The sequence below is a fragment of the Paucimonas lemoignei genome (genome assembly GCF_004342585.1).
Lineage (GTDB): Bacteria > Pseudomonadota > Gammaproteobacteria > Burkholderiales > Burkholderiaceae_D > Paucimonas > Paucimonas lemoignei.
On the sequence record NZ_SLZQ01000018.1, the window covers coordinates 20,801 to 40,971 of the forward strand.

Genomic DNA, 20,171 nt, shown 5'->3' on the forward strand with positions numbered 1-20,171 from the left:
ATTTACGCGATTTATGCCTTAATCGTTTCCGTGTGGCCAAAACCTTTCGTATAGTCCAACATAGAAATCACTTGAGGACGAATCTTGAGGAAAGCCACTTGGTCTTTTTGGCCGGTCTCGGCCCATTCAACGGCTTCTGGAAAGCGCGCAAGCAGGCAATCGATCGCTTGCTGAATATCCCGGGGATCACTTACCACCTCTGCAATGCCACCTATCGACAATCCTTTAATCTCACTCCAGTTTTTATATGCGTTATTGATCGTCAGCGACACCTTATTGTTTTGGCGAATATTCTGCGCTTTCTGGCTATTCTTTCCTACGCCTACATACAGTGTTAGGCCGTCATAGGCGAAACTCACTGTCGTCGCCTGAGGATACCCGTCTGGACGGATCGTCGCCAGAGTCAAATCATTGGCATTCGCCATGACATTCATGATGAAATCCTTATTGGCCTGATCCATTGCAACTCTCCTCATCCAAATTAAATGTCTGTCGACATCCAAAGTCTGACCCTACACAATCCATTTTCGGACGCAGATTTTTTTCTGATGAGAGAGCAGAATCGACCTTGATACGCGTCAAGCGAAGAACCTTCCCGTCTATTAAGCTTTTTCTATCGATCCTTTCCTAGCCCGAAGTCGAAGGAAATGCGATGGCACCTTTAGCTGCGCAGCGCCATGCTGCAAATGGCAGCTACTATCACCTGAGCCAAGTTGCGCTCGTCGGCCATGCATGCGAGGGCATGGCTTGCTTTGCAGCACGGAAGGATAATCCGCAATGCTGGGATCAGGCTCACGCCCGCATGCCCCCTGTATTTTGTCTGGGCCAATGCTATCAAGCACCTGCAGTTTTCGGTAACGATGTCAAACCCAACGTTGCTGCATTCGCACGTCAGCATGTACTCTTAGGCAATTTACTCAAAGGTGGTGCACGCCGCCTTGAAACCTATGTGGAGAACGGCGGCGGGATCGCGCTACGCCATGCAATTGCCATGCCGCATACGGACCTGATTAGCGTGATTGCAGCTTCAGGCTTGCGGGGACGAGGCGGCGCCGGATTCCCGACAGGCCGCAAATGGGCGACAGTTGCTGCTGCAGGCGCATCACGAAAGTACGTCGTCGCCAATGCCGATGAGGGCGATCCTGGTGCCTTCAGCGACCGCCTGCTGATGGAGGATGATCCTTTCCTCCTGATTGAAGCCATGCTGGTCGCCGCTATCGCTGTCGGTGCCGAACACGGCTATATTTATCTGCGGAAGGAATACCCAGGCGCGCTGGCAAGCCTGCGTATGGCGCTGCAAGAGGCTTATCAGGCCGGATGGCTTGGCCCATCTGTGCTGGACACATCGCATCGCTTTGAACTCGAACTTGTTATCGGCCAGGGAAGTTATGTGTGCGGAGAAGAAACCGCAATGCTGAACTCCATTGAAGGCAAGCGCCCGGAAGTCCGCGTACGCCCACCACAGATCACGGAACATGGCTTGTTCAGTGCCCCTACATTGGTTAACAACGTGGAGACGCTATGCGCCGTGCCGTGGATCGTGACGCATGGCGCGCAAGCGTACGCGGAGCTGGGTACGCCCGCTAGCCGCGGCACCAAGCTGGTTTCGCTCAACTCGCTTTTCCGGCGTCCGGGCTTGTATGAAGTGGAATTCGGCACGCCCTTGCGGCAAATCGTCGAGCAAGTCGGTGGCGGAATGAAGCGCGGTCGACTGCTGGGCATCATGGTCGGTGGCCCCCTCGCCGGCCTCGTGCCGCCCGCCTTGCTGGACACGCCGTTCGCTTACGAGGAAATGCAAAGTATAGGTTGCGCAGTAGGACATGGCGGCATGATTGCCTTTGCCGACGATACGTCTATCTCGGAATTGCTGGCCGAGGTATTCCGCTTCGGCGCCCTGGAATCATGCGGCAAGTGCACGCCCTGCCATCTAGGCAGTCCGGAACTGGCGGCCATGTGGCAAGCGGTGCTGAATGGCCAGCGGATCAGCCGGCAGCGCTGGCATGCCCTCGTGGATGCGTTAGCAGAGTCCAGCCTGTGCGGGCATGGCAGAGGCCTGGCGGAGTTTGCTCGTGCCATCGAGCGCCATTATCCACAGGAGGTGGCCCGATGCTTCGCGTAACGCTGAATGGCGTACAAGTCGAATGCGCTTACGATTCCACGGTGCTGCAAGTGCTCCGCGCAAATGGCTGCGATGTCCCTGCGCTTTGCCATGACGACCGGCTCAAGCCTGTTGGCGCCTGCCGCCTGTGCATGGTGGAGATCGAAGGAGAGCCGCGCCCGGTGGCCAGCTGTACTACCCTGCCGGCAGAGGGCATGGTGATACTCACTGACACTCCCGCCCTGCGCTCGCTACGCAGCACCAATCTATCGCTGCTCGCCACCCATTACCCCGTCGACGCGGTCCAGCGCGATCCGGCCCATCCTTTCCATCGCCTGCTGGATGAATACGGGGTGCTACCCGGCAATCAGCCCCGTGATTTCCTGTTTCATGACGCCAGTCACCCATACCTTGGCGTCGACATGGACCGCTGCATCAGCTGTTACCGTTGCGCACGGATCTGCGACGAAGTGCAAGGCCAGTTCGTCTGGTGGGCATGGGAACGCGGGGCGCGAACCCATCTCGCTCCGGACGGCGATACCCTGCTCGACGGCGGCTGCGTTTCCTGTGGCGCCTGTGTCGATAGCTGTCCAAGCGGGGCGCTGTTCGACAAACGCAGCACGAAGCCCGAACGCTGGACCCGCAGCACCTGTGTATATTGCGGCGTTGGTTGCCAGATGGATGTCGGCAGCAGCAATGGCCGGGTGGTGCAAGTGCGTCCGGCCGCCAGTCCGGTCAACCGCGGACACCTTTGTGTCAAGGGGCGATATGCCTTCGAATTCAATCACGCTGAAGATCGCGTGACGACACCTTTGCTTCGTCAGGATGGAAAATGGCATGCCGTCAGCTGGGATGAGGCGCTCGATTACACAGCCGGCAAATTACAGGAAATAGCGGCTCGCGATGGTTCCGATGCCATCGGCGTGCTCGGTTCGGCGCGCGCCACCAATGAAGAAAATTACCTGGCACAGAAATTTGCCCGCGTGGTGCTGAGAACGAACAATGTCGATTGCTGTGCCCGGGTCTGCCATACGCCATCGGCCAAGGCATTGAAGACCATGCTGGGCACCGGCGCGGCGACCAATTCGTTTGACGATATCGAGCGTACCAAGCTCTTCCTCCTATGCGGCTGCAATCCGACCGAAAACCACCCGATCGTCGGGGCACGCATCAAGCAAGCAGTCCGGAATGGCGCCCAGCTGATCGTGATCGATCCGCGCCGAATCGAGCTGGCAGACTATGCGACACTGCATTTACCCGTCCGTATCGGCCAGAACATCGCGCTGTTCAATGCCATGGCGGCCACAATCATCGATGAAGGCTTGCTGGACCATGGCTTTGCCGCCGACCGGGTCGAAGGATTGGCGCAGTTCGTTGAATTCATCCGTGACTATGCCCCGGAAAAAGTGGCTGATGCCTGCGGAATTCCTGCCGACTTGATCCGCTCGGCCGCCCGTCTCTATGCCAAGGCGAAACCCGCCATGTGCTTTCATGGGCTGGGCGTAACCGAACATACGCAAGGCACGGAAGGCGTGATGACGCTGATTAATCTGGCGCTTTTGACTGGGAATCTCGGCAAGGCGGGCGCCGGTATCAATCCCTTGCGCGGACAAAACAATGTCCAGGGCGCGGCTCAGATGGGCTGCGACCCAAATTCACTCACTGGCGCCCAGTCCATTTCAGAAGCTCGCACCAGATTTGAAGCAATCTGGCGCGCGCCGGTTCCACAAAATCGCGGCCTTGATCTGATGGCAATGATGGATGCAGCTGCGGCGGGAAGCTTCACGGCCCTGTGGGCATTCGGCTATGACGTCTATCTCTCGCTGGCAAATGTCAACCAGACCGGCAAGGCGCTGGAGAAATTGGATTTGGTGATTATCCAGGACTTGTTCATGAATCAGACTGCGCGCGCTTTCGGCCATGTCTTCCTGCCGGCCGCCAGCGTGTTCGAAAAGGACGGCACCTTCATGAATTCGGACCGGCGCGTGCAACGCGTGCGCCAGTCCGTTGCGCCGCCAGGCGATACCAGGCCGGATTGGTGGATCATCCAGCAGTTGGCTGCACGCATGGGTCACGCGTCGCAATTCTCGTTCGATAGCCCGCAAAGCATCTGGAATGAAGTCAGATCGGTCTGGCCAGCCGGTGCCGGACTATCCTATTCCCGCCTGGAGCGCGAGAGCATCAACTGGCCCTGCCCCGATGAAAGCCATTCCGGCACCCCTTTCTTGCATGCCGGGAGGTTTGCAATTGGACAACGTGCGTCACTGGCCTGCATCCCTGTCATGCCGACTGCCGAGCAGCGAGACGCAAATTATCCATTTATGCTCACCACAGGCCGGACACTGACACATTTCAATGCCGGCACGATGACTTACCGAACGCCGAACACGCAATTGCAGGCGTCGGATGTCCTGGACATGGCGACAAGCGATGCGCAGCGGCTAGGCTTTCACGATGGCGAACCGGTGCAGTTAAGCAGCCGCTACGGCAGCACCATTCTGCCACTACGGCTGTCCGAGGCCATACAACCTGGTGAACTGTTCACCAGTTTTCATCACCCCGACCAGCTGATCAACTGCGTGACTTCCCCCTACCGTGATCGGATCGTCAAGTCGCCGGAATACAAAGTGACAGCAGTGCAGGTTGCGCATCTACCGCAAAACATTAACGGCTAGCCGACATTGCTTTGTCGCTGACCTATATCAACCAGTTTCGGCCTATTCGGCACAAACTGGCATTTTCCTCACCCATTCCATGGAGGCGATCATGGGCGAGTCAATGAATGCCGGAGAAATTTGTAATCGCGTTGTAGTGTTTGCGACGGAAGACATGACGTTAAAGGAAGCCGCGGATCTGATGCGTACCGAACATGTCGGCAGCCTGGTAGTCGTACGGGAAGCTGACATCGGCCGCATTGTCATTGGCATGCTGACCGATCGCGACATTGCGATCGTTGCCATGGCAAGGGAATTTGATCCACAGACATTGCGCGTTGGCGACATCATGAGCACGGATTTGGTAACGGCCCGGGAAGAAGACTCCATCAACGATATTCTGTCCATGATGCGCGTTCATGGAGTCCGCCGTGTACCAGTTACGTCAGAGAACGGTGTGCTGATCGGCATTGTCACGCTAGACGATATGCTGGACATCCTGGCCGAAGAAATGCGCGGCTTTGTCCAAGCCATCAAAGGCGCGCAAAAACATGAGCGGCGCGTCCGGGTATAAACGCACGCCGGCGCAGAATCACTGGTTCAATGGAGGCCGCCATGTCATTCAAGACCATTCTGGTTCATGTCAACGAATCCAAGCACCTTCAAAAAAGAGTCGATATAGGTGCCAGGCTGGCCAAAGAATACAATGCCAGCTTAATCGGAGTAGCGACAACAGGCGTCTCCCAATATTTTATCGAAACACTTGCGCTTAGCCCAGACGACTCTACCGTTCTTCCCTATCTAAATTCGTTTAGGGAACGGGGCGAAAATTTATTGGAGCAGTTTAGGCTTTCCATTCATCAACTTAACGCCAGTCAGGTCGAGACCCGCCTGGTTGACGATGAGCCGTTAGGGGGAATGAGTTTACATGCCAGATATGCCGATCTTGTTATATTGGGTCAGTTCGATCCCGAGGATCCGGCCCAGAACGGACAAATCTATCTGCCGGAATATGTGGCCATGAATGGCGGATGCCCGGTTTTATTGGTTCCACATTCGAGCATAATAAATAATATCGGCGACCGTGTGCTCATTGCCTGGAACGGTAGTCCGGAGGCTAAACGAGCCATCTTCGCTGCACTGCCAATACTTCGACGTGCAAAGGCAGTTGAAGTCGTGTCATTCATCACATATGGACAAATGGAAGCTATTGGCACGCATCCTGCAACTGATCTTTCCACATATCTTGCCCGTCATGGCATTTCTGCTAAGGTAGTAGAAGAGGATGGGATGACTGATATTGGAGACGCATTGCTATCGATAGCATCGAATTTTTCATCTGACCTACTTGTGATGGGCTGTTATGGCAATTCACGAATGCGTGAAATGCTCTTGGGCGGGGCTACGCGTAAGATCTTTCAGTCCACAACGGTGCCAGTGCTTTTATCTCATTAAAAAATACATTGAAGTTTGGTTTCCATGCAAAGCGGGAGCAGGCGTATTGTGCGTGTTGGCTCATGTCTGTGATACTGATGGCATAGGTCTGCCGGTGACAATAATGTTGCTAGGAAGGTCCGCTTCTGGCCGAAAGGCGACGTAGGCCACAACGCCGCCTTTCGCGCTCAGACCTCCGTTTGCTCTGCTATTTCTAGAGCATCGTCCACTTCAATTCCTAAATAGCGAACTGTGCTCTCCAGTTTTGTATGGCCTAGCAAAAGCTGGACTGCACGAAGATTTTGGTGCGCCGGTAAATTAGAGTCGCTTTGGTCCTACGCATAGAGTGCGTTCCATATGCAGCCGCATCGAGGACGATTGAATCCACCCAGCCTTCGACAATGCGAGTGTACTGCCGGGTTGATAAATGGGGTGATGTTGATACCCGACTTGGAAAGAGATGTTTGGTGCTGCTGAGTTTGGCCGTCTTGATCCAGTCGGAAAGAGATGCCCGGGTCTGATCGGTAATCTCAAACTGGACTGGCCGGTTCGTTTTGCGTTGCATGACCATTGCCCTTGGCAGAATGCTGTTTCCCTGAGCGATGTCACCAACTCGTAGGCTAACCAAGTCACACCTGCGAAGCTTGCTGTCGATAGCGAGATTGAACAACGCAAGATCTCGTGTTCGCTCAGCCAATTGCAGGCGAATCCGTATGGCCCAAATCTCTTTCAACTTTAGCGGCGCCTTCTGGCCAACCAGTCTGCCTTTATTCCAAGGTTCTTTGCTTTTCAGTGTTTTCATGAGTTCCTCCCTGAAGTTGTGAAAGGAATCTCATTCTGCGCTCCTAGAAATGGCCGCTATCGACCGGTTGAATCCAAGACCCATAGCAGCCAATTTTTGCAATTTTTTGCCAGCAGTATGTTTGCGTTAGCTATTGCGCTATCACTGATGCGCAGCCAAGCTTTCGTAGATGGTGTTTCCTATCTCAACCGTTCTCCTTCACCTGGTTGATGGAGTATTTGGGGATTTCGACTACGAGGTCAGCTTTGCTGACAACAGCTTGGCAAGAAAGGCGGGAGTTGGGCTGTAGCCCCCAAGCCCTATCCAACATGTCTTCTTCGTTCTCTTCTGGTGTATTGAGAGACTGGAATCCCTGCTGAACATACACATGACAGGTGGTGCATGCCCCGACTTTGCCGCAGGCATGGTCTAGTTCCACGCCATGCTCAAGCAAGGCATCGCAAACAGAGATACTTTCGGCGACCTTGAACGATGCGCCATCGGGAGCGTAGTCCGGATGCGGTAGAACTTCGATTATCGGCATCACTTACTCCGCAATAAAAAAGGGACAGTCTTTCTGCCCCATGAGTTTTTACTTAGATTTACACTCAGACAGAGGTGCTTGCTACCACGGGAAAGCCCGCATCAGCGATAGCCGATTTGATTGCATCCAAGTCGGCGCTGGTCTCGACATGAACCTTTTTTGCGGCAAGGTCCACATTCACCTTTGCACTGCTGTCGACCGCTTGTACTGACCGCCTTACGCCATTGGCGCAACCGCCGCATGTCATCCCTTCAACTTGTAACTCATACATGGCATTACCTCCTTCAGTTGGTCTAGTCTTACTTTAGGCCTTCCCACCATGGGAAGGTCAAGCCCTGTTAAATATTTTTCTGGTCACTCTTGATGCGTTTGCCTAGACGAAAAGTTGCAAGGTGATATACCCAATCAGCGCTAAGACCATGAGCCAGCAGCCCCTGTATGTGACCTTTTCCCACATCGCCTGCATGACATTGGACTGGATTTCGAGTCGGTGCTTTGCATACATTGCCCATCCATGGACAGCGATACCAATCAATACAGCCGGGACGGCATAGGGAAATAGCCATTCCTTGAATAAGAGCGCGACCCCGGCACCAAGAACCCCAGCGCCGATGGCCCCCAACATGTCGAGTTGCTTGAGGCGATTGCGTCTAAGGTCCATGCGTACCTTGCTTTCTAGTGAATCAGCTATGAAGCCTTGTCATTATCTTCGCTACTGAAGTCTTTGCCCCGGCCTGTTGGGCCAGATTGGCTATGACCACCGTGGCCACCATGTCCATGGCCGCCATGCATCAGGTGCATGAGGGGGCATAGAAGCAAAAGCAGATATGGCCAAGTTTGACCGAGATGAGTCCAGTGCTCTCGAATCAGATAGAACGCTACGACCAATCCCACCATGATGAGCGCAACTCCACCGCTGGACTTCCAGAATGGTATTGGTTTATCGGATTGTTCGGAATGGTTACTGTACTGTGCCATTTGTTCCTCCTAACCGTTTGGCTACTTTCCTGTCCCACGAAGGCGCAGCGCGTTCGTAATGACCGACACTGAACTCAAGCTCATTGCCAGCGCGGCGACGATGGGCGATAGTAATTGCCCGGTGAATGGGTACAGCAAACCGGCTGCCAGCGGGATACCCAGTGCGTTATAAACGAAAGCAAAGGCCAGGTTCTGGCGCATGTTGCGCACGGTCGCGACAGAAATTTCACGCGCACGAGCAATGCCGCGTAAATCGCCCTTAACCAGGGTGACATGTGCACTGTTCATGGCCACGTCGGTACCGGTTCCCATGGCAATGCCGACATTGGCCTTGGCCAAGGCAGGGGCATCGTTGATGCCATCGCCCGCCATCGCCACGACTTTTCCTTGGGATTGATAGCGTTCCACAAGGGTTAGCTTGTCTTGCGGCTTCACTTCGCCATACACTTCCGCGATACCAAGCTTGCTCGCGACAGACTTGGCAGTCGTGACGCCATCGCCGGTCGCCATGGCAACGGTGAGACCGGTATGCTTGAGCAATTCCAAGGCTTCGGGGGTCGTCGATTTAACGGGGTCGGAGACGGCTACCAGGCCAACTAGTTGCCCGTCCATAGCAAGATACATGACGGAGGCGCCTTCGCTGCGCAGTTTTTCTGCCTCGTCGGCCAAGCTATGCCAACTGACTTTTTCATCATCCATCAACTTGGTATTGCCCAACGCAAGACGATGGCCAGCTACTACGCCGCGCACGCCGATGCCGCTAGAAGATTCGAATGTTTCCGGTTTGTGTAATTCTAGGCCGCGCTTACGTGCCTCGTTGACAATCGCTTGCGCCAACGGGTGCTCGCTGCCCTGGTCGAGGCTTGCCGCGGCAACCAATACATCTGTTTCGTTAAAGCCTGGAGCTGGTACCACGCGGTCGAACGCCGGCTTCCCTTCGGTCAAGGTGCCGGTCTTGTCGACAATCAGGGTGTCGACCTTCTTGAAGCCTTCAATGGCTGCGGCATCCCTAAATAGCACCCCTTGTGTAGCAGCGCGTCCGGTCGCAGCCATAATCGACATGGGTGTCGCCAATCCCAATGCGCACGGGCAGGCGATGATAAGGACTGCCACGGCGTTCACAAAACCGTACACCCAACTCGGTTCCGGTCCAAAAAAGCCCCAACCGAGGAAGGTCAGCAAAGCGATGGCGGCGACTATCACGACGAAATAACCAGCAACCACATCGGCTAGGCGCTGCATCGGCGCACGGGAGCGCTGAGCCTGCGCCACCATTTGCACAATTTGCGACAGCATGGTTTGCGAGCCAACTACTTCAGCGCGCATGACTAGACTGCCGCTGGTGTTGAGCGTGGCGCCAATGACCTTGTCGCCCGAGCGCTTGGTAATGGGAATAGGTTCGCCCGTTAGCATGGACTCATCCACGGCACTTTCCCCCTCCAGCACAATGCCATCAACCGGCACCTTCTCGCCAGGACGGATACGCAGCATGTCACCGATGTGAACATGGGTGAGCTCAATATCCTCTTCTGTACCATCTGGCCGAATACGCCGTGCCGTCTTGGGCGACAGGCCCAGCAGGGATTTGATGGCGGCGGACGTTTGCGAGCGCGCCCTCAATTCCAGGATTTGGCCGAGTAGCGTCAGAGAGACGATGACGGCAGCCGCTTCAAAATAAACCCCTACGCGACCATCTTGCCGGAAGGCGGCAGGAAATAAGTCGGGAGCAATGGTGGCGACCACGCTGTAACCGAATGCCGCCGATACCCCCAGTCCAATCAGAGTCCACATGTTCGGGCTGCGGTTGACGATGGATTGGATACCGCGAGAGAAGAAAGGCCACCCCGCCCAGAGTACTACCGGGGCGCTCAGTGCCAGTTCAATCCAGTTTTGATACGGGATTCCTCCGTGGAAGAACTGGTGAGCTCCCATCGCCAGCACCGTCACGATAATCGTCAAGGGCAATGTCCACCAGAACCGACGGCGAAAATCTTTCAGCTCAGGATTCTCTTCCTCCTCCAGTTCCGGTATCACTGGCTCCAGGCCCATGCCACAAATTGGGCAGTTGCCCGGTTGTGGCTGCCGAATTTGCGGATGCATCGGGCACGTATAGATTGTGCCGGTCGGCGCTTCTTGCGTTGGCTGCGCCGGTGCAGGAGCAGGTGCTGGTGCAAGATACTGTTGCGGATTGGCGCGGAACTTGTCCATGCAGCGCGTACTGCAAAAGTAATAGTCCTTGCCTGCTTGCTCTATCTTTTTCTCAGGATTCGCCGCCACACTCATGCCGCATACCGGGTCGGTAAAGGGCTTGTCTGGATTTTCCGCCATTTTCATGTCGTGACCATGTTCATGATGGTGGGTATGGTCATGGGTATGGTCATGGCCATGGTGGTGATGCTGGTGAGTGTCGTTGCTCATTTGCGAATCCTTCTATTTTTTATTAGTCAGGGATGCATAAAGGAGATCATTTTCCTCGCGGCTGATTTTTCATATATTCCTGCATCATCTGCATGTGAGACCGCATCATTTCCATGTGCTGTTGCCTCATTTGCGGCGACATTTTGTTCATGTGCTCGGCCATGATGGCTTTTTGCTCTTCTGGATATTTTGCGCCCATCATCTGCTCGTGCATCTCGCACATCGACTTCATGTCGCCTGAAGACATCATTATTCCCTTGTCACCAGCTTTTCCCTTGCTCTTTTGTGGTGCGGTGGACTCAGGGTGATGCTGCTGCTGATGCTGTTCTTGCGTGGCTGCAGCCGCTGCATTACCCATACCCATAAATGCAGCGGCAACTAAGATGATGGCGACTTTGGATGCCAATGCTGAATGCGGTTCCATGATGTGCTCCTATATATGACAACCATGAGGTAACAAAACGACGTGACACGCAGGCTTCCTTAACATTTACACCATACTAAACAACGACTTGCGAAAATTAGTTGACCTATATCAAAATTTGCAAGGTCAAAGATTTTGCAAATCTACGCCTACAGTGGGCCTGAGTATGGCCTTTCTCCAGTCGAGGTAAATGTGCATGAGAACCTAAGATGCTCATGCGGTCTAAAAAACACGTGGCCATCCAATGTGATTGAGATGCAAGCAGCAACCTCACTGTCGCGTTCATTCTCTTCGCCACGTTATCCAGTAATGTTTTCATCACCGTACTTTGCGGTCGATATATCGACCGATTAATGGAGAAGACCATGGCTCATCAACAGTTCCAATCCTGCATTGAAGCGTGTAATGACTGCGCCGTAGCATGTGACCATTGCGCGGCATCCTGTCTCCAAGAGCAAGATCCGAAACCAATGGCGCGCTGCATTGCTCTCGACATGGACTGCGCACAAATCTGCCGCCTTGCTGCAGCGTATATGTCACGCGGTAGTGAACTCGCGTCTGTCGTTTGCCAGGCTTGCGCAGAAATTTGCGAAGCTTGTGGCGATGAGTGCAGCAAACATCAAATGGCCCATTGCCAGGAATGCGCACAGGCGTGCCGTCGCTGCGCAGACGAATGCCGCCGGATGGCTGGCATGATGCCCGGAAAACAGGCCGGCATCGGTGCAGGCGCCACTGCGCACTAAGCCTTGAGCAGCTTATCCCGCTAAAAATCAACAATGCAGGATAAGCTGCCATTACTCTAGCTCTCCATTTATGGTGTTAGTAAAACTTGCTGACTGTCTTTATCCTTACTACTCACGATTACTTGCTGAGGGCTGGAAATCGCAAACATTAAACCGCTTGCATAGCTGTTCCCGCATATTGTTAATCTCTATTTTTTGGTGTTCCACGATGCCGTGGCAGTAATTCTTTAGTGGCTCATGCCGTATATCGACTTTGACCTCGCAGTCTAAGCTTGGATGTAACGCACCGTAATGATGGTTACTAAAAACTTCCAGATAGGCGCGGTCGAATTGATTGCCTGCTGCTGTCTGCTCAAGGCGCTGAATTTGTTGCTGCCCTTCCTGAGTCAACGTGGGCGTGTGCTGCTGTCCATACCATTCTTGCAGAAAGCGCTGTGCAGTTTTGATTTCTTCGCGTTGCATCCGATTCGCTTGACGCGCCATGGATTTAATTTCATCCGAGCTTGCTTTCGCAGGGGTTGGGGAGGTTCCTGGAGTTGGCGCAGTTCCTTCTTGCGGGTTGTTCAGCGCAGCATCTCGTTGTTGGTCAGTGCCTGCCGCAAGCTCGGTAATGCGCAATGCGGAATAGTGGTGGTTGATAATGTTCGTAAGGTAATTCCGCTCAAACTGTGCGGTTTGTCCTCTACCTGGCTCATCAGCATGGGCCAGCGTGAAAAATGGAGTGGACAGCATTACTGTCGCTACTGAACACACCACCTTGGCAATGCATTTCACATGTTTCGGCGTGTCGGTATTGGGTCGAAGTTGCGAACGGATACTCATGGTGGATTTCCTTAAGGTCGATGTTGAGAACATTGCCCTTCCCATTTATTCCACAAACGAATGCCTAAGCGACGCTTTGTGTTTTCCCCATAAGAGCACGTCAATACACTTTTGTTCGCAAAATGTTAATGTCGTGCCGTATTCCTAGTTTCACTCTGTTCGCTCGTCATTGGCGCTAAACCAATGTATGACGCGAGCACCATCCTGGAACGTCATTCCATCATTTGAATTCATAGTCTCACTATGCCAAGGTAATCAGTACCGTCTGGCATAGGGGAAGCAAGCAGCGCACGCCATTATTAGGCGTACATTAGCTTGTTCTCTTAACCGAGTCAGCTAGCTTTTTCAAGCTTTACCACGGTAGGGGCGCCACCTTCCTTCTCAGCGACAAACCTAACTTTGTCTCCGACCTTTACCTGGTCAAGCATGACAGGGTCTTTCACACGGAAGACCATGGTCATCGCCGGCATGCCCAAGTCTTTCAGCTCGCCGTGACGGAGAGTGATTTTCCCGGCTTCCTTATTGACCTTTTTCACCTCGCCGTCCACCATCTGGCCCGCTATACCTGCGCCCTTCTGGCTACCGTCAGCCGCGTGATGTGCGTTATGGTCAGTTTGTTGGGCAAACGTCAGCGGAGTCGATGCGAGTGCCATTGAAGCTACGATTGCCAATTTCGAAATTGCGTTCATGGTTACTTCCTTTCGATTAGTTGCCGTTGTAATGCTTATAGGTTGAGGTGCGTCCATTTGCCTGCACCAGGAAAACGTCATAGGCATCCTTGCGCGGACCTTCCATGCCAGGAGACCCCATCGGCATTGATGGCACCGCCAGGCCAACTGCCTTCGGCTTTTCCGCCAATAGGCGTTTGATATCCGCCGCGGGGACATGCCCCTCGATGGCATAGCCTTGCACCTTCGCCGTATGGCAGGAACCCAGGTCCTGCGGGATGCCGAACTTCTCGCGAAAGTCGGACGGGCTTTCGACATTCTTGACCTTCACATCAAAGCCATTGTCTTTCAGGTGGTCGACCCAAGCGGTGCAGCAGCCGCAATAGGCGCTCTTATATACTTCGACGACCGGCCCGGCAGCTTGGGCACCCAAGTGCAGGCTCAGTACACCAGCCAGGACGGCTTGCATCAGAATGCGTCGTTTCATATCATGTCCTTCCATTAGTGGTGATATGGTTCTATTCAATGGTGGCCTTCTTGGCCGCCGGCTCGAGGCGCTTTCGGTAAAGCCTTAGCTGGCTTATCTGCGGGCTCCATCAGTTTTCCACCCGCTGACTTATTGCGTGCAGGCGCAGGTGTCTCGCCCTTCCATTCGTAGGCGACGGTGCCGGCCGGATGCTTGTACCAACCCGGGTCCTTATAGTCGCCGGGCTTCTGGTCACGGCGTACCTTCACCACCGTGAACATGCCGCCCATCTCAACCCCGCCAAACGGCCCTTGGCCGCTCATCATCGGCAGGGTATTGTCGGGAATCGGCATTTCCATTTGGCCCATGTCACCCATGCCGCGTTCTCCCATGACCATGTAATCCGGCACGAGCTTGTTGATTTTCTCAGCGACGCCACGGTGGTCGACGCCAATCATGGTCGGTACATCATGTCCCATGGCATTCATGGTGTGATGCGACTTATGGCAATGGAAAGCCCAGTCACCCAAGTCCGTAGCCTCGAACTCAATCGCGCGCATCTGGCCAACTGCCACATCGACCGTGACTTCCGGCCAGCGCGAAGCCGGATTGGTCCATCCACCATCAGTACCTGTGACCTGAAATTCATGACCATGTAAATGAATGGGGTGATTCGTCATCGTGAGGTTACCCATGCGGATGCGCACGCGGTCACCTTGCCGCACGACCATCGGGTCGATACCCGGGAACACGCGGCTGTTAAAGCCGAATAGATTAAAGTCGAGCATGGTGGCGACCTTTGGGGTATAGCTGCCCGGCTCGATATCGAAATTATTGAGCAGGAAGACAAAGTCCCGGTCGACCTTCATGAAATCCGGATTTTTTGGATGCGTGACCCAAAAGCCCATCATGCCCATCGCCAGCTGCACCATTTCATCGCCGTGTGGGTGATACATAAAAGTACCCGGGCGCTTAGCCACGAATTCATACACGAAGGTTTTGCCAGACGGGATGTGCGGCTGCGTCAGACCGGTTACTCCATCCATGCCATTGGGCAGACGTTGCCCATGCCAATGCACGCTGGTGTGTTCCGGTAGCTTGTTCGTGACAAAAATGCGCACGCGGTCGCCTTCCACCACTTCAATGGTCGGTCCTGGCGACTGGCCATTGTATCCCCACAGGTTGGCTTTCATGCCAGGGGCGATTTCGCGCACGACCGGCTCGGCCACCAGATGGAATTCCTTGACGCCGTTATTCATCCTCCAGGGCAGCGTCCAGCCATTGAGCGTGACCACTGGGTTGTACGGCCGGCCGTTGGGAGGCATCAGCGGCGCCTGGGTAGAAGCCTTGTCCATCATCGGCGCTTCAGGAAGCGTGGCCGCACCGGCGCGGCTAACCAGCCCTGCTCCGACCAAGGCCGCTGCGCCGGTAAAGAAATCTCTGCGTGTAACCATGATTCGTTCCTTCTAATGTCCTTGTGCAGCTTCACCTGAAGCCGGTGTACTTAATTGGGCGTTGTTGCCGCCGCTGCCATTGATGGCCGTTTGCAAGTCGGTGTCCGCCAGCCAGTAATCGCGTTGCGCTTCGATGGCTGCATTCACGCTGCCAACCTGCGCACGTGCATCTGCCAGCAATTCGAAGACACTCGCGAGCATGCCGTTGTAGCGCAGCAGTACTTCGTCGGAAATCTTCTTGCGCAGCGGGACAACTTCGTCGCGGTAATGCTTTGCCACGTCATACGTGGTGCGGTAGGCGGAATACGCTTCCCGCACTTCCGAGCGGGCACGTACGGCGGTATCGGCCGTGCGATGTACGGCCTGCATGTAGATGGCTTCCGCCTTTGCCACGTTGGCCCCGCTCCAGTCGAAAATCGGCAGCTGCACCTCGATTTCATAGCCATTGCCACGCGACGCTCCAGTCTCGCTCTTGTTCTGATAGCCGATATCCAGCACATTGATGAAGCGGCTGGCTTTCGACAACCCGAGTGCCTTGGCGGTCGATTCGGCACCCCGTTTAGTCATCTGGATATCCAGTCGCTGTTGCATGGCTTGAGTCTCGGCATCCTGAATAGGCTTCGGCTCCTTAGGTAAGTCGGGAAGCCGGTCAGGCAATTGGAACGCCGCCTGCTCGTCCCACACGCCCATCAGCCGGGCAAGCCGCTCACGCGCAGCGGCGGCATTGTGCCGGGCGCGAGCCACTTGGGCCGTTGCATCGGCATAGAAGGCTTGCTCGCGTGCCTGGTCCAGCTTGCTGAAATTGCCGACCTGCGCCATTCGCTTGGCCAGCTCCGCGCTGGCTTCCGCGGCACTGGCGACCTGTTCCATGTATTTCGCCGTCTGCTGTGCTGCGACGGCGTTGAAATACGCTTTGCGGGCATCCGTAGCCAGCCTCACCGCCCGTGAAGCGGCTTGCAGTTTGGCTTGCTCAAAGCGACGTTCTTCAATGCCGCGGCGAATAGGAATAGTCAACAAGCCAATTACGTCGAACATGATGCTGCGCTCGATCTCGACATCGTTACCGGTACGCATCCTGCCAAATGAAAAACTGGGATTACGCATCCAGCCAGCGCTTACCAGGTCGGCTTCGGCGATACCCAGTTCGGAGAAGGATGCTTGCAAGCCCTTGTTATTCAATAACGCGACCTGCACCGCGGAGTCAGGCGTCAACGGCTTACCCAGCAATTGTTTAAGGGTTTCATCCGTTGGTTTCGTATCGGCATTCGGCTTGGCAATCTGCACGGCTTGGCCGGTACGTTCCTTGGTCATGGCTGAGACGGCATCCATGCCGCCATCCTTGGAAAACGTGGTGCAGCCTGCCAGCACAAGCAAGGCAACTCCGGACACAACCGCTTTGAGACTGGATAGGTGTTTTTGCATAGCCATTCTTCTATCCCTTCTTACTGATGATGGTGATGTCCATGCTGCGTGGTCATGGGCGTCGTCTGGGACAATGCTCGCGCATCTTTTGCAGCAGATTTAGGTTGCGTCGCCGGCGCCGTATCGGCGTTTCCCTGGATATGCCCAGCATGACCGCCTAACTTGCCGACGGCATCATTAGCGTTTCGCCATACTTTGTCCGGCGTTGTTTCCTCGTCCGAGGCGACTTGGTAATTTCGGAATGCCGATACGTAAGCCGGACCGGAAGCAGTAGTGCTGGCATCCAGTGGGCTGCGCTGATGAGATGCTCCCTGCGCCGTATTCTGGGCACTGGCGGCCAGCGGCAAAGCCACTAGCAGGCCAAGAGCTAGATATTGTCTTGCTTTCATGTTCTTCTCGTAACCAATGAACGGGCGTGCGACAGCACGCGGCTCATGCGAGGTGCTCAGATTCGGGGACGGGCCAATGCCGTCCGCTACATCTAGCCTTCGCAGCGATTAAACGAGAAGGGACTTAGGTGGTCGTTCCAAGTCGGTCGAAGGGGAGCCAACGACCAAAGGGAGAGGAGTAAGAAGAACCGCTTCCGAACCCCTAAAGGTCGGCGTAGTATCCCAGGCTAAAGGCGGCGCTGCTGCACCGATACAGCCGGCAGAGCAGGCGCTGCAACCGGCATGCGGATGAGCGTTGGATGCTGAACCATCTGCTGTGCCGTGATCGGACGTCGCATGGTGCATCTGTCCTGCGTCAGCATAAGAGTCATGCAATGACATACCGGCATCTTGCTGGTGGTGCATGGCATGCCCTTGGTGACCACTGTCCTGCATGGCTTTTTGCATAGCTTGGTGATGAGCCGGCGTACAAGACATAGGCATGCTAGCGCCCACCGCATGTAGCGGGAGCACGGCTACTAAGAGCCAAAGCAGTAATGTCTTGAAAATACGGTTCATTTGAGCACCAAGTATAGCAGCTGAACCAACGGAACTAAGATTTACAGGCTAAGTACACTATAAAGCTTCCCATAGGGGGAAGGTCAAGAATTGTTTTTCATTAACTAGTAAAGCTGACTAATTTACTCGTCTTTAAAACAGTTCACAGCAACTCCGACAAGGGGAACGGAATTAAATTCCGCATGAAAACTGAATGCTGATTTCTACGGGTCCGAGTCGATGCATCGATGATGCTGTTATATTTTATTTCGATGAGGAAAATTAAACTTTGGCTAGTTGAGCTGCATATCGCAATTTCGCTCTATGCTAGACTAGCTAAATGCTTCGTATCTTTAAGACATTTTTGCTTTTTCTCTTGATATCGGCTCAGCCAATTCAGGGCATGGCGGCTGTCATCAAAATGTCTTGTGGAATGGGGCAGCATGAACCAATGTTTGTTTCAATGCTTCAAGAGCATCATCGCACTGACGAGCTGGAAGGTTATCAGCATCACCATTCAACTGGCGTATCTGCTGACGATGACCGTCATGTTGGTTCTGGCGAAACGGTAAATAATTCGCTTTCGAACAATAAACAATTCCCAAAAAGCTCCACTTGCAGCGCATGTGCTGCTTGCTGTACAGGCGCAGTAGCACCACCATCCGCAGTTATTTTGCCAGCAGCCTCGGCAGCGTCCGAAGTAATCTTTATTGCGCCTTCCACTTCGGTTACCCATTTCATCCCGGGCAGCCTCGAACGACCTCCCAAGTCTATTGCCGCTTAATCGGCACAAGGACCCGAGCGTAACTCCCTACCTTTTCTAGACAGGCGAGTCTCGGAACGGGACTAGTATCCCAGTGTAAAAACTGCATAAGGTCGGTTAGGTGATGTGCCTTATGGCGCAATGCGCCTGCCGTAGTTAGTTCAACACTGAAAATCGGAACTGCGTCCGTAAGGATGCAGCCATTTATCCCTCTGAAAATTGGAGTCACACATGAAATCATCACGTCGATATGTTCTTTCCATGCTCTTTGCTGCGGTAGCTGCGACTGGCACGGCCGGAGCGTGGGCACACGCCACGTTGCAAAGCTCGATTCCGGCAAAGGATGCCGAAGTTACCGCTCCAAAGGAAGTGACGTTGCGCTTCAATGAAAAGCTCGAAGCTGCATTCAGTTCCGCGAAAGTCATCAATAGTAATGGCAAGCCCGTAACGGCAGGGAAAGCAGCGTTGGACGCCACCGACCCGTCTGTGCTGAAAGTGCCTGTCCAGAACCTCACTCCGGGCAAATACACCGTGCAGTTTGGCGTAGTGGGTCACGATGGTCACCGCCGCAAAGGCGAATATTCCTTTACCGTGAAGTAAGCATGGAATCAACACTGCCGCAAGTCGCTTCGACTGCGCTGATTAACATCAGCTTGGCCTGGATAGTCGGCATCCTGGCGTCCAGGTTCTGGTTAAGGGCTCGCACAGCCCCTTGGCAAGAGGCGGCCGTCATCTGGCTGTCTCGCACCATGGTGGTTGCCCTGATTACGTGCTTAGCCGGCGTTTTCCTATCGCTATGGACTGAATCAGCTGTGATGGGAGACGTTCCATGGCTTGAAGCCTGGCCTGCTTTTCAGGCGATGCTGATATCGACTCATTACGGGAATGCAGGGAGCGCCGCAGCCATAATTTTGGTGGGCGCATTGTTTGCGCATTGGCGCCTGAGCCGCTCAGGAGGACAAGTGCGCTACCTGGGAGCCATGGCCTTACTCGTTTCCTTGGTTGCTGTAGCACGTGTCACGATTGGGCACGCGTTTGAACATGGACTCTGGAGCATAGCTGTGTGGACAGAATGCCTGCATCTGCTTGCCATTTCGCTGTGGGTCGGCGTGGTACTGATTTCAGGGTGGGCGATCTTGCCGCGCGTACTGGTAAGCGAGACTTTTCCGTCTGAAGAGCGCAGCGCCTACTTGGCCTCCATGTCAAATTGGGCCACAGCGGCTTTAGTCGTAATTTTGGCAACTGGCGCCTATAACTCTTACCGTGTCTTAGGCAGTCCCCGCGATTTGGTTGAAACAGGCTACGGGTATGTTTTCGTGTTCAAGCTTGGCGTGGTCGTGCTGGCCATTGGCCTCGGAGGTTTTAACAAATTTTTCGGATTGCCTTCAGCGCAGTCTCCCAATCTAGTGAAATGCAAGCGGGGGCTTGGCATCGTTATTGTAGCTCTACGAGTTGAGACTATTGCGCTCTTGTTGGCCTTGATAGCTGCAGCCATCATGACGACTAGCGCACCACCAGGGCAATGATGGCGTTAGGACTTAGAGGGAACCTTGTGCCCTTCCTCACGGCTTCCCCC

General features: G+C 54.4%; 21 protein-coding genes and 1 pseudogene. 8 read left to right on the top strand and 14 right to left on the bottom strand.

Features of this window, described 5'->3' with window-relative positions; translation table 11 throughout:
- Positions 1–11: 11 nt before the first annotated feature.
- A complete protein-coding gene (locus EDC30_RS18220; protein WP_132260291.1) occupies positions 12–461 on the bottom strand; it encodes a pyridoxamine 5'-phosphate oxidase family protein in 450 nt (149 codons plus the stop codon).
- A 191-nt stretch (positions 462–652) separates the two neighbouring features.
- Between EDC30_RS18220 and EDC30_RS18225 the strand changes: the two genes are divergently transcribed.
- From EDC30_RS18225 to EDC30_RS18240, 4 genes are read left to right on the top strand one after another with little or no spacing between them, the layout of a single operon-like run.
- Positions 653–2,119 carry a complex I 51 kDa subunit family protein gene (locus EDC30_RS18225; protein ID WP_132260292.1) on the top strand — a complete coding sequence of 489 codons (1,467 nt, stop codon included), beginning with the start codon at positions 653–655 and terminating at the stop codon, positions 2,117–2,119.
- A complete protein-coding gene (fdhF, locus tag EDC30_RS18230; protein ID WP_132260293.1) occupies positions 2,107–4,773 on the top strand; it encodes a formate dehydrogenase subunit alpha in 2,667 nt (888 codons plus the stop codon). The genes EDC30_RS18225 and fdhF overlap by 13 nt, the downstream gene beginning before the upstream one ends.
- The gene (locus tag EDC30_RS18235) at positions 4,742–5,326 is read left to right on the top strand and encodes a CBS domain-containing protein (protein ID WP_243656856.1); all 585 of its coding nucleotides are present in this window, start codon (positions 4,742–4,744) and stop codon (positions 5,324–5,326) included. The genes fdhF and EDC30_RS18235 overlap by 32 nt, the downstream gene beginning before the upstream one ends.
- Positions 5,327–5,367: 41 nt before the next feature.
- On the top strand, positions 5,368–6,207 hold the full coding sequence (locus EDC30_RS18240; RefSeq protein WP_165973875.1) for a universal stress protein: 840 nt from the start codon (positions 5,368–5,370) through the stop codon (positions 6,205–6,207).
- A 167-nt stretch (positions 6,208–6,374) separates the two neighbouring features.
- On the opposite strand, the pseudogene EDC30_RS18245 reads toward EDC30_RS18240, so the two are convergent.
- The 7 genes and pseudogenes from EDC30_RS18245 to EDC30_RS18275 all read right to left on the bottom strand — a co-directional run bounded on the left by EDC30_RS18245 (position 6,375) and on the right by EDC30_RS18275 (position 11,331).
- Positions 6,375–6,988 (bottom strand): annotated as a pseudogene (locus EDC30_RS18245) (tyrosine-type recombinase/integrase).
- Positions 6,989–7,172: 184 nt separating this feature from the next.
- On the bottom strand, positions 7,173–7,511 hold the full coding sequence (gene fdx, locus EDC30_RS18250; RefSeq protein WP_132260295.1) for an ISC system 2Fe-2S type ferredoxin: 339 nt from the start codon (positions 7,509–7,511) through the stop codon (positions 7,173–7,175).
- Positions 7,512–7,575: 64 nt separating this feature from the next.
- Positions 7,576–7,782 (bottom strand): heavy-metal-associated domain-containing protein, encoded by a 207-nt coding sequence (locus EDC30_RS18255; protein ID WP_132260296.1) that lies wholly within the window; start codon positions 7,780–7,782, stop codon positions 7,576–7,578.
- A gap of 102 nt (positions 7,783–7,884) precedes the next feature.
- The gene (locus tag EDC30_RS18260; RefSeq protein WP_132260297.1) at positions 7,885–8,172 is read right to left on the bottom strand and encodes a hypothetical protein; all 288 of its coding nucleotides are present in this window, start codon (positions 8,170–8,172) and stop codon (positions 7,885–7,887) included.
- 26 nt (positions 8,173–8,198) lie between these two features.
- A complete protein-coding gene (locus EDC30_RS18265) occupies positions 8,199–8,489 on the bottom strand; it encodes a DUF2933 domain-containing protein (protein ID WP_132260298.1) in 291 nt (96 codons plus the stop codon).
- A gap of 21 nt (positions 8,490–8,510) precedes the next feature.
- Positions 8,511–10,907: a heavy metal translocating P-type ATPase gene (locus tag EDC30_RS18270; protein ID WP_207907325.1), complete on the bottom strand. Its 2,397-nt coding sequence runs from the start codon at positions 10,905–10,907 to the stop codon at positions 8,511–8,513.
- 46 nt (positions 10,908–10,953) lie between these two features.
- Positions 10,954–11,331, bottom strand: coding sequence for a hypothetical protein (locus tag EDC30_RS18275; RefSeq protein ID WP_132260299.1), 378 nt, complete (start codon positions 11,329–11,331; stop codon positions 10,954–10,956).
- 365 nt (positions 11,332–11,696) lie between these two features.
- Between EDC30_RS18275 and EDC30_RS20035 the strand changes: the two genes are divergently transcribed.
- Positions 11,697–12,074 (top strand): four-helix bundle copper-binding protein, encoded by a 378-nt coding sequence (locus EDC30_RS20035; protein WP_132260300.1) that lies wholly within the window; start codon positions 11,697–11,699, stop codon positions 12,072–12,074.
- 108 nt (positions 12,075–12,182) lie between these two features.
- Here EDC30_RS20035 and EDC30_RS18285 read toward each other — a convergent pair whose 3' ends face one another.
- From EDC30_RS18285 to EDC30_RS18310, 6 genes are all read right to left on the bottom strand, one after another.
- Entirely contained in the window at positions 12,183–12,896 is a 714-nt protein-coding gene (locus EDC30_RS18285) for a DUF305 domain-containing protein (RefSeq protein WP_165973876.1), read from the bottom strand.
- Between the two features lie 332 nt (positions 12,897–13,228).
- A complete protein-coding gene (locus EDC30_RS18290) occupies positions 13,229–13,585 on the bottom strand; it encodes a copper-binding protein (RefSeq protein WP_132260302.1) in 357 nt (118 codons plus the stop codon).
- 16 nt (positions 13,586–13,601) lie between these two features.
- Complete coding sequence (locus tag EDC30_RS18295; protein WP_132260303.1) at positions 13,602–14,051, bottom strand: DUF411 domain-containing protein; 450 nt, start codon at positions 14,049–14,051, stop codon at positions 13,602–13,604.
- Positions 14,052–14,086: 35 nt separating this feature from the next.
- A complete protein-coding gene (locus EDC30_RS18300; RefSeq protein ID WP_132260304.1) occupies positions 14,087–15,484 on the bottom strand; it encodes a multicopper oxidase family protein in 1,398 nt (465 codons plus the stop codon).
- Positions 15,485–15,496: 12 nt separating this feature from the next.
- Positions 15,497–16,912, bottom strand: coding sequence for a TolC family protein (locus EDC30_RS18305; RefSeq protein ID WP_243656857.1), 1,416 nt, complete (start codon positions 16,910–16,912; stop codon positions 15,497–15,499).
- 14 nt (positions 16,913–16,926) lie between these two features.
- Positions 16,927–17,295, bottom strand: coding sequence for a hypothetical protein (locus EDC30_RS18310; protein ID WP_132260305.1), 369 nt, complete (start codon positions 17,293–17,295; stop codon positions 16,927–16,929).
- Between the two features lie 877 nt (positions 17,296–18,172).
- Between EDC30_RS18310 and EDC30_RS18315 the strand changes: the two genes are divergently transcribed.
- From EDC30_RS18315 to EDC30_RS18325, 3 genes are all read left to right on the top strand, one after another.
- Positions 18,173–18,616: a hypothetical protein gene (locus EDC30_RS18315; RefSeq protein ID WP_132260306.1), complete on the top strand. Its 444-nt coding sequence runs from the start codon at positions 18,173–18,175 to the stop codon at positions 18,614–18,616.
- Between the two features lie 210 nt (positions 18,617–18,826).
- A complete protein-coding gene (gene copC, locus EDC30_RS18320; protein WP_243656858.1) occupies positions 18,827–19,195 on the top strand; it encodes a copper homeostasis periplasmic binding protein CopC in 369 nt (122 codons plus the stop codon).
- A gap of 2 nt (positions 19,196–19,197) precedes the next feature.
- On the top strand, positions 19,198–20,121 hold the full coding sequence (locus EDC30_RS18325) for a copper resistance D family protein (RefSeq protein WP_132260307.1): 924 nt from the start codon (positions 19,198–19,200) through the stop codon (positions 20,119–20,121).
- Positions 20,122–20,171: the final 50 nt, after the last annotated feature.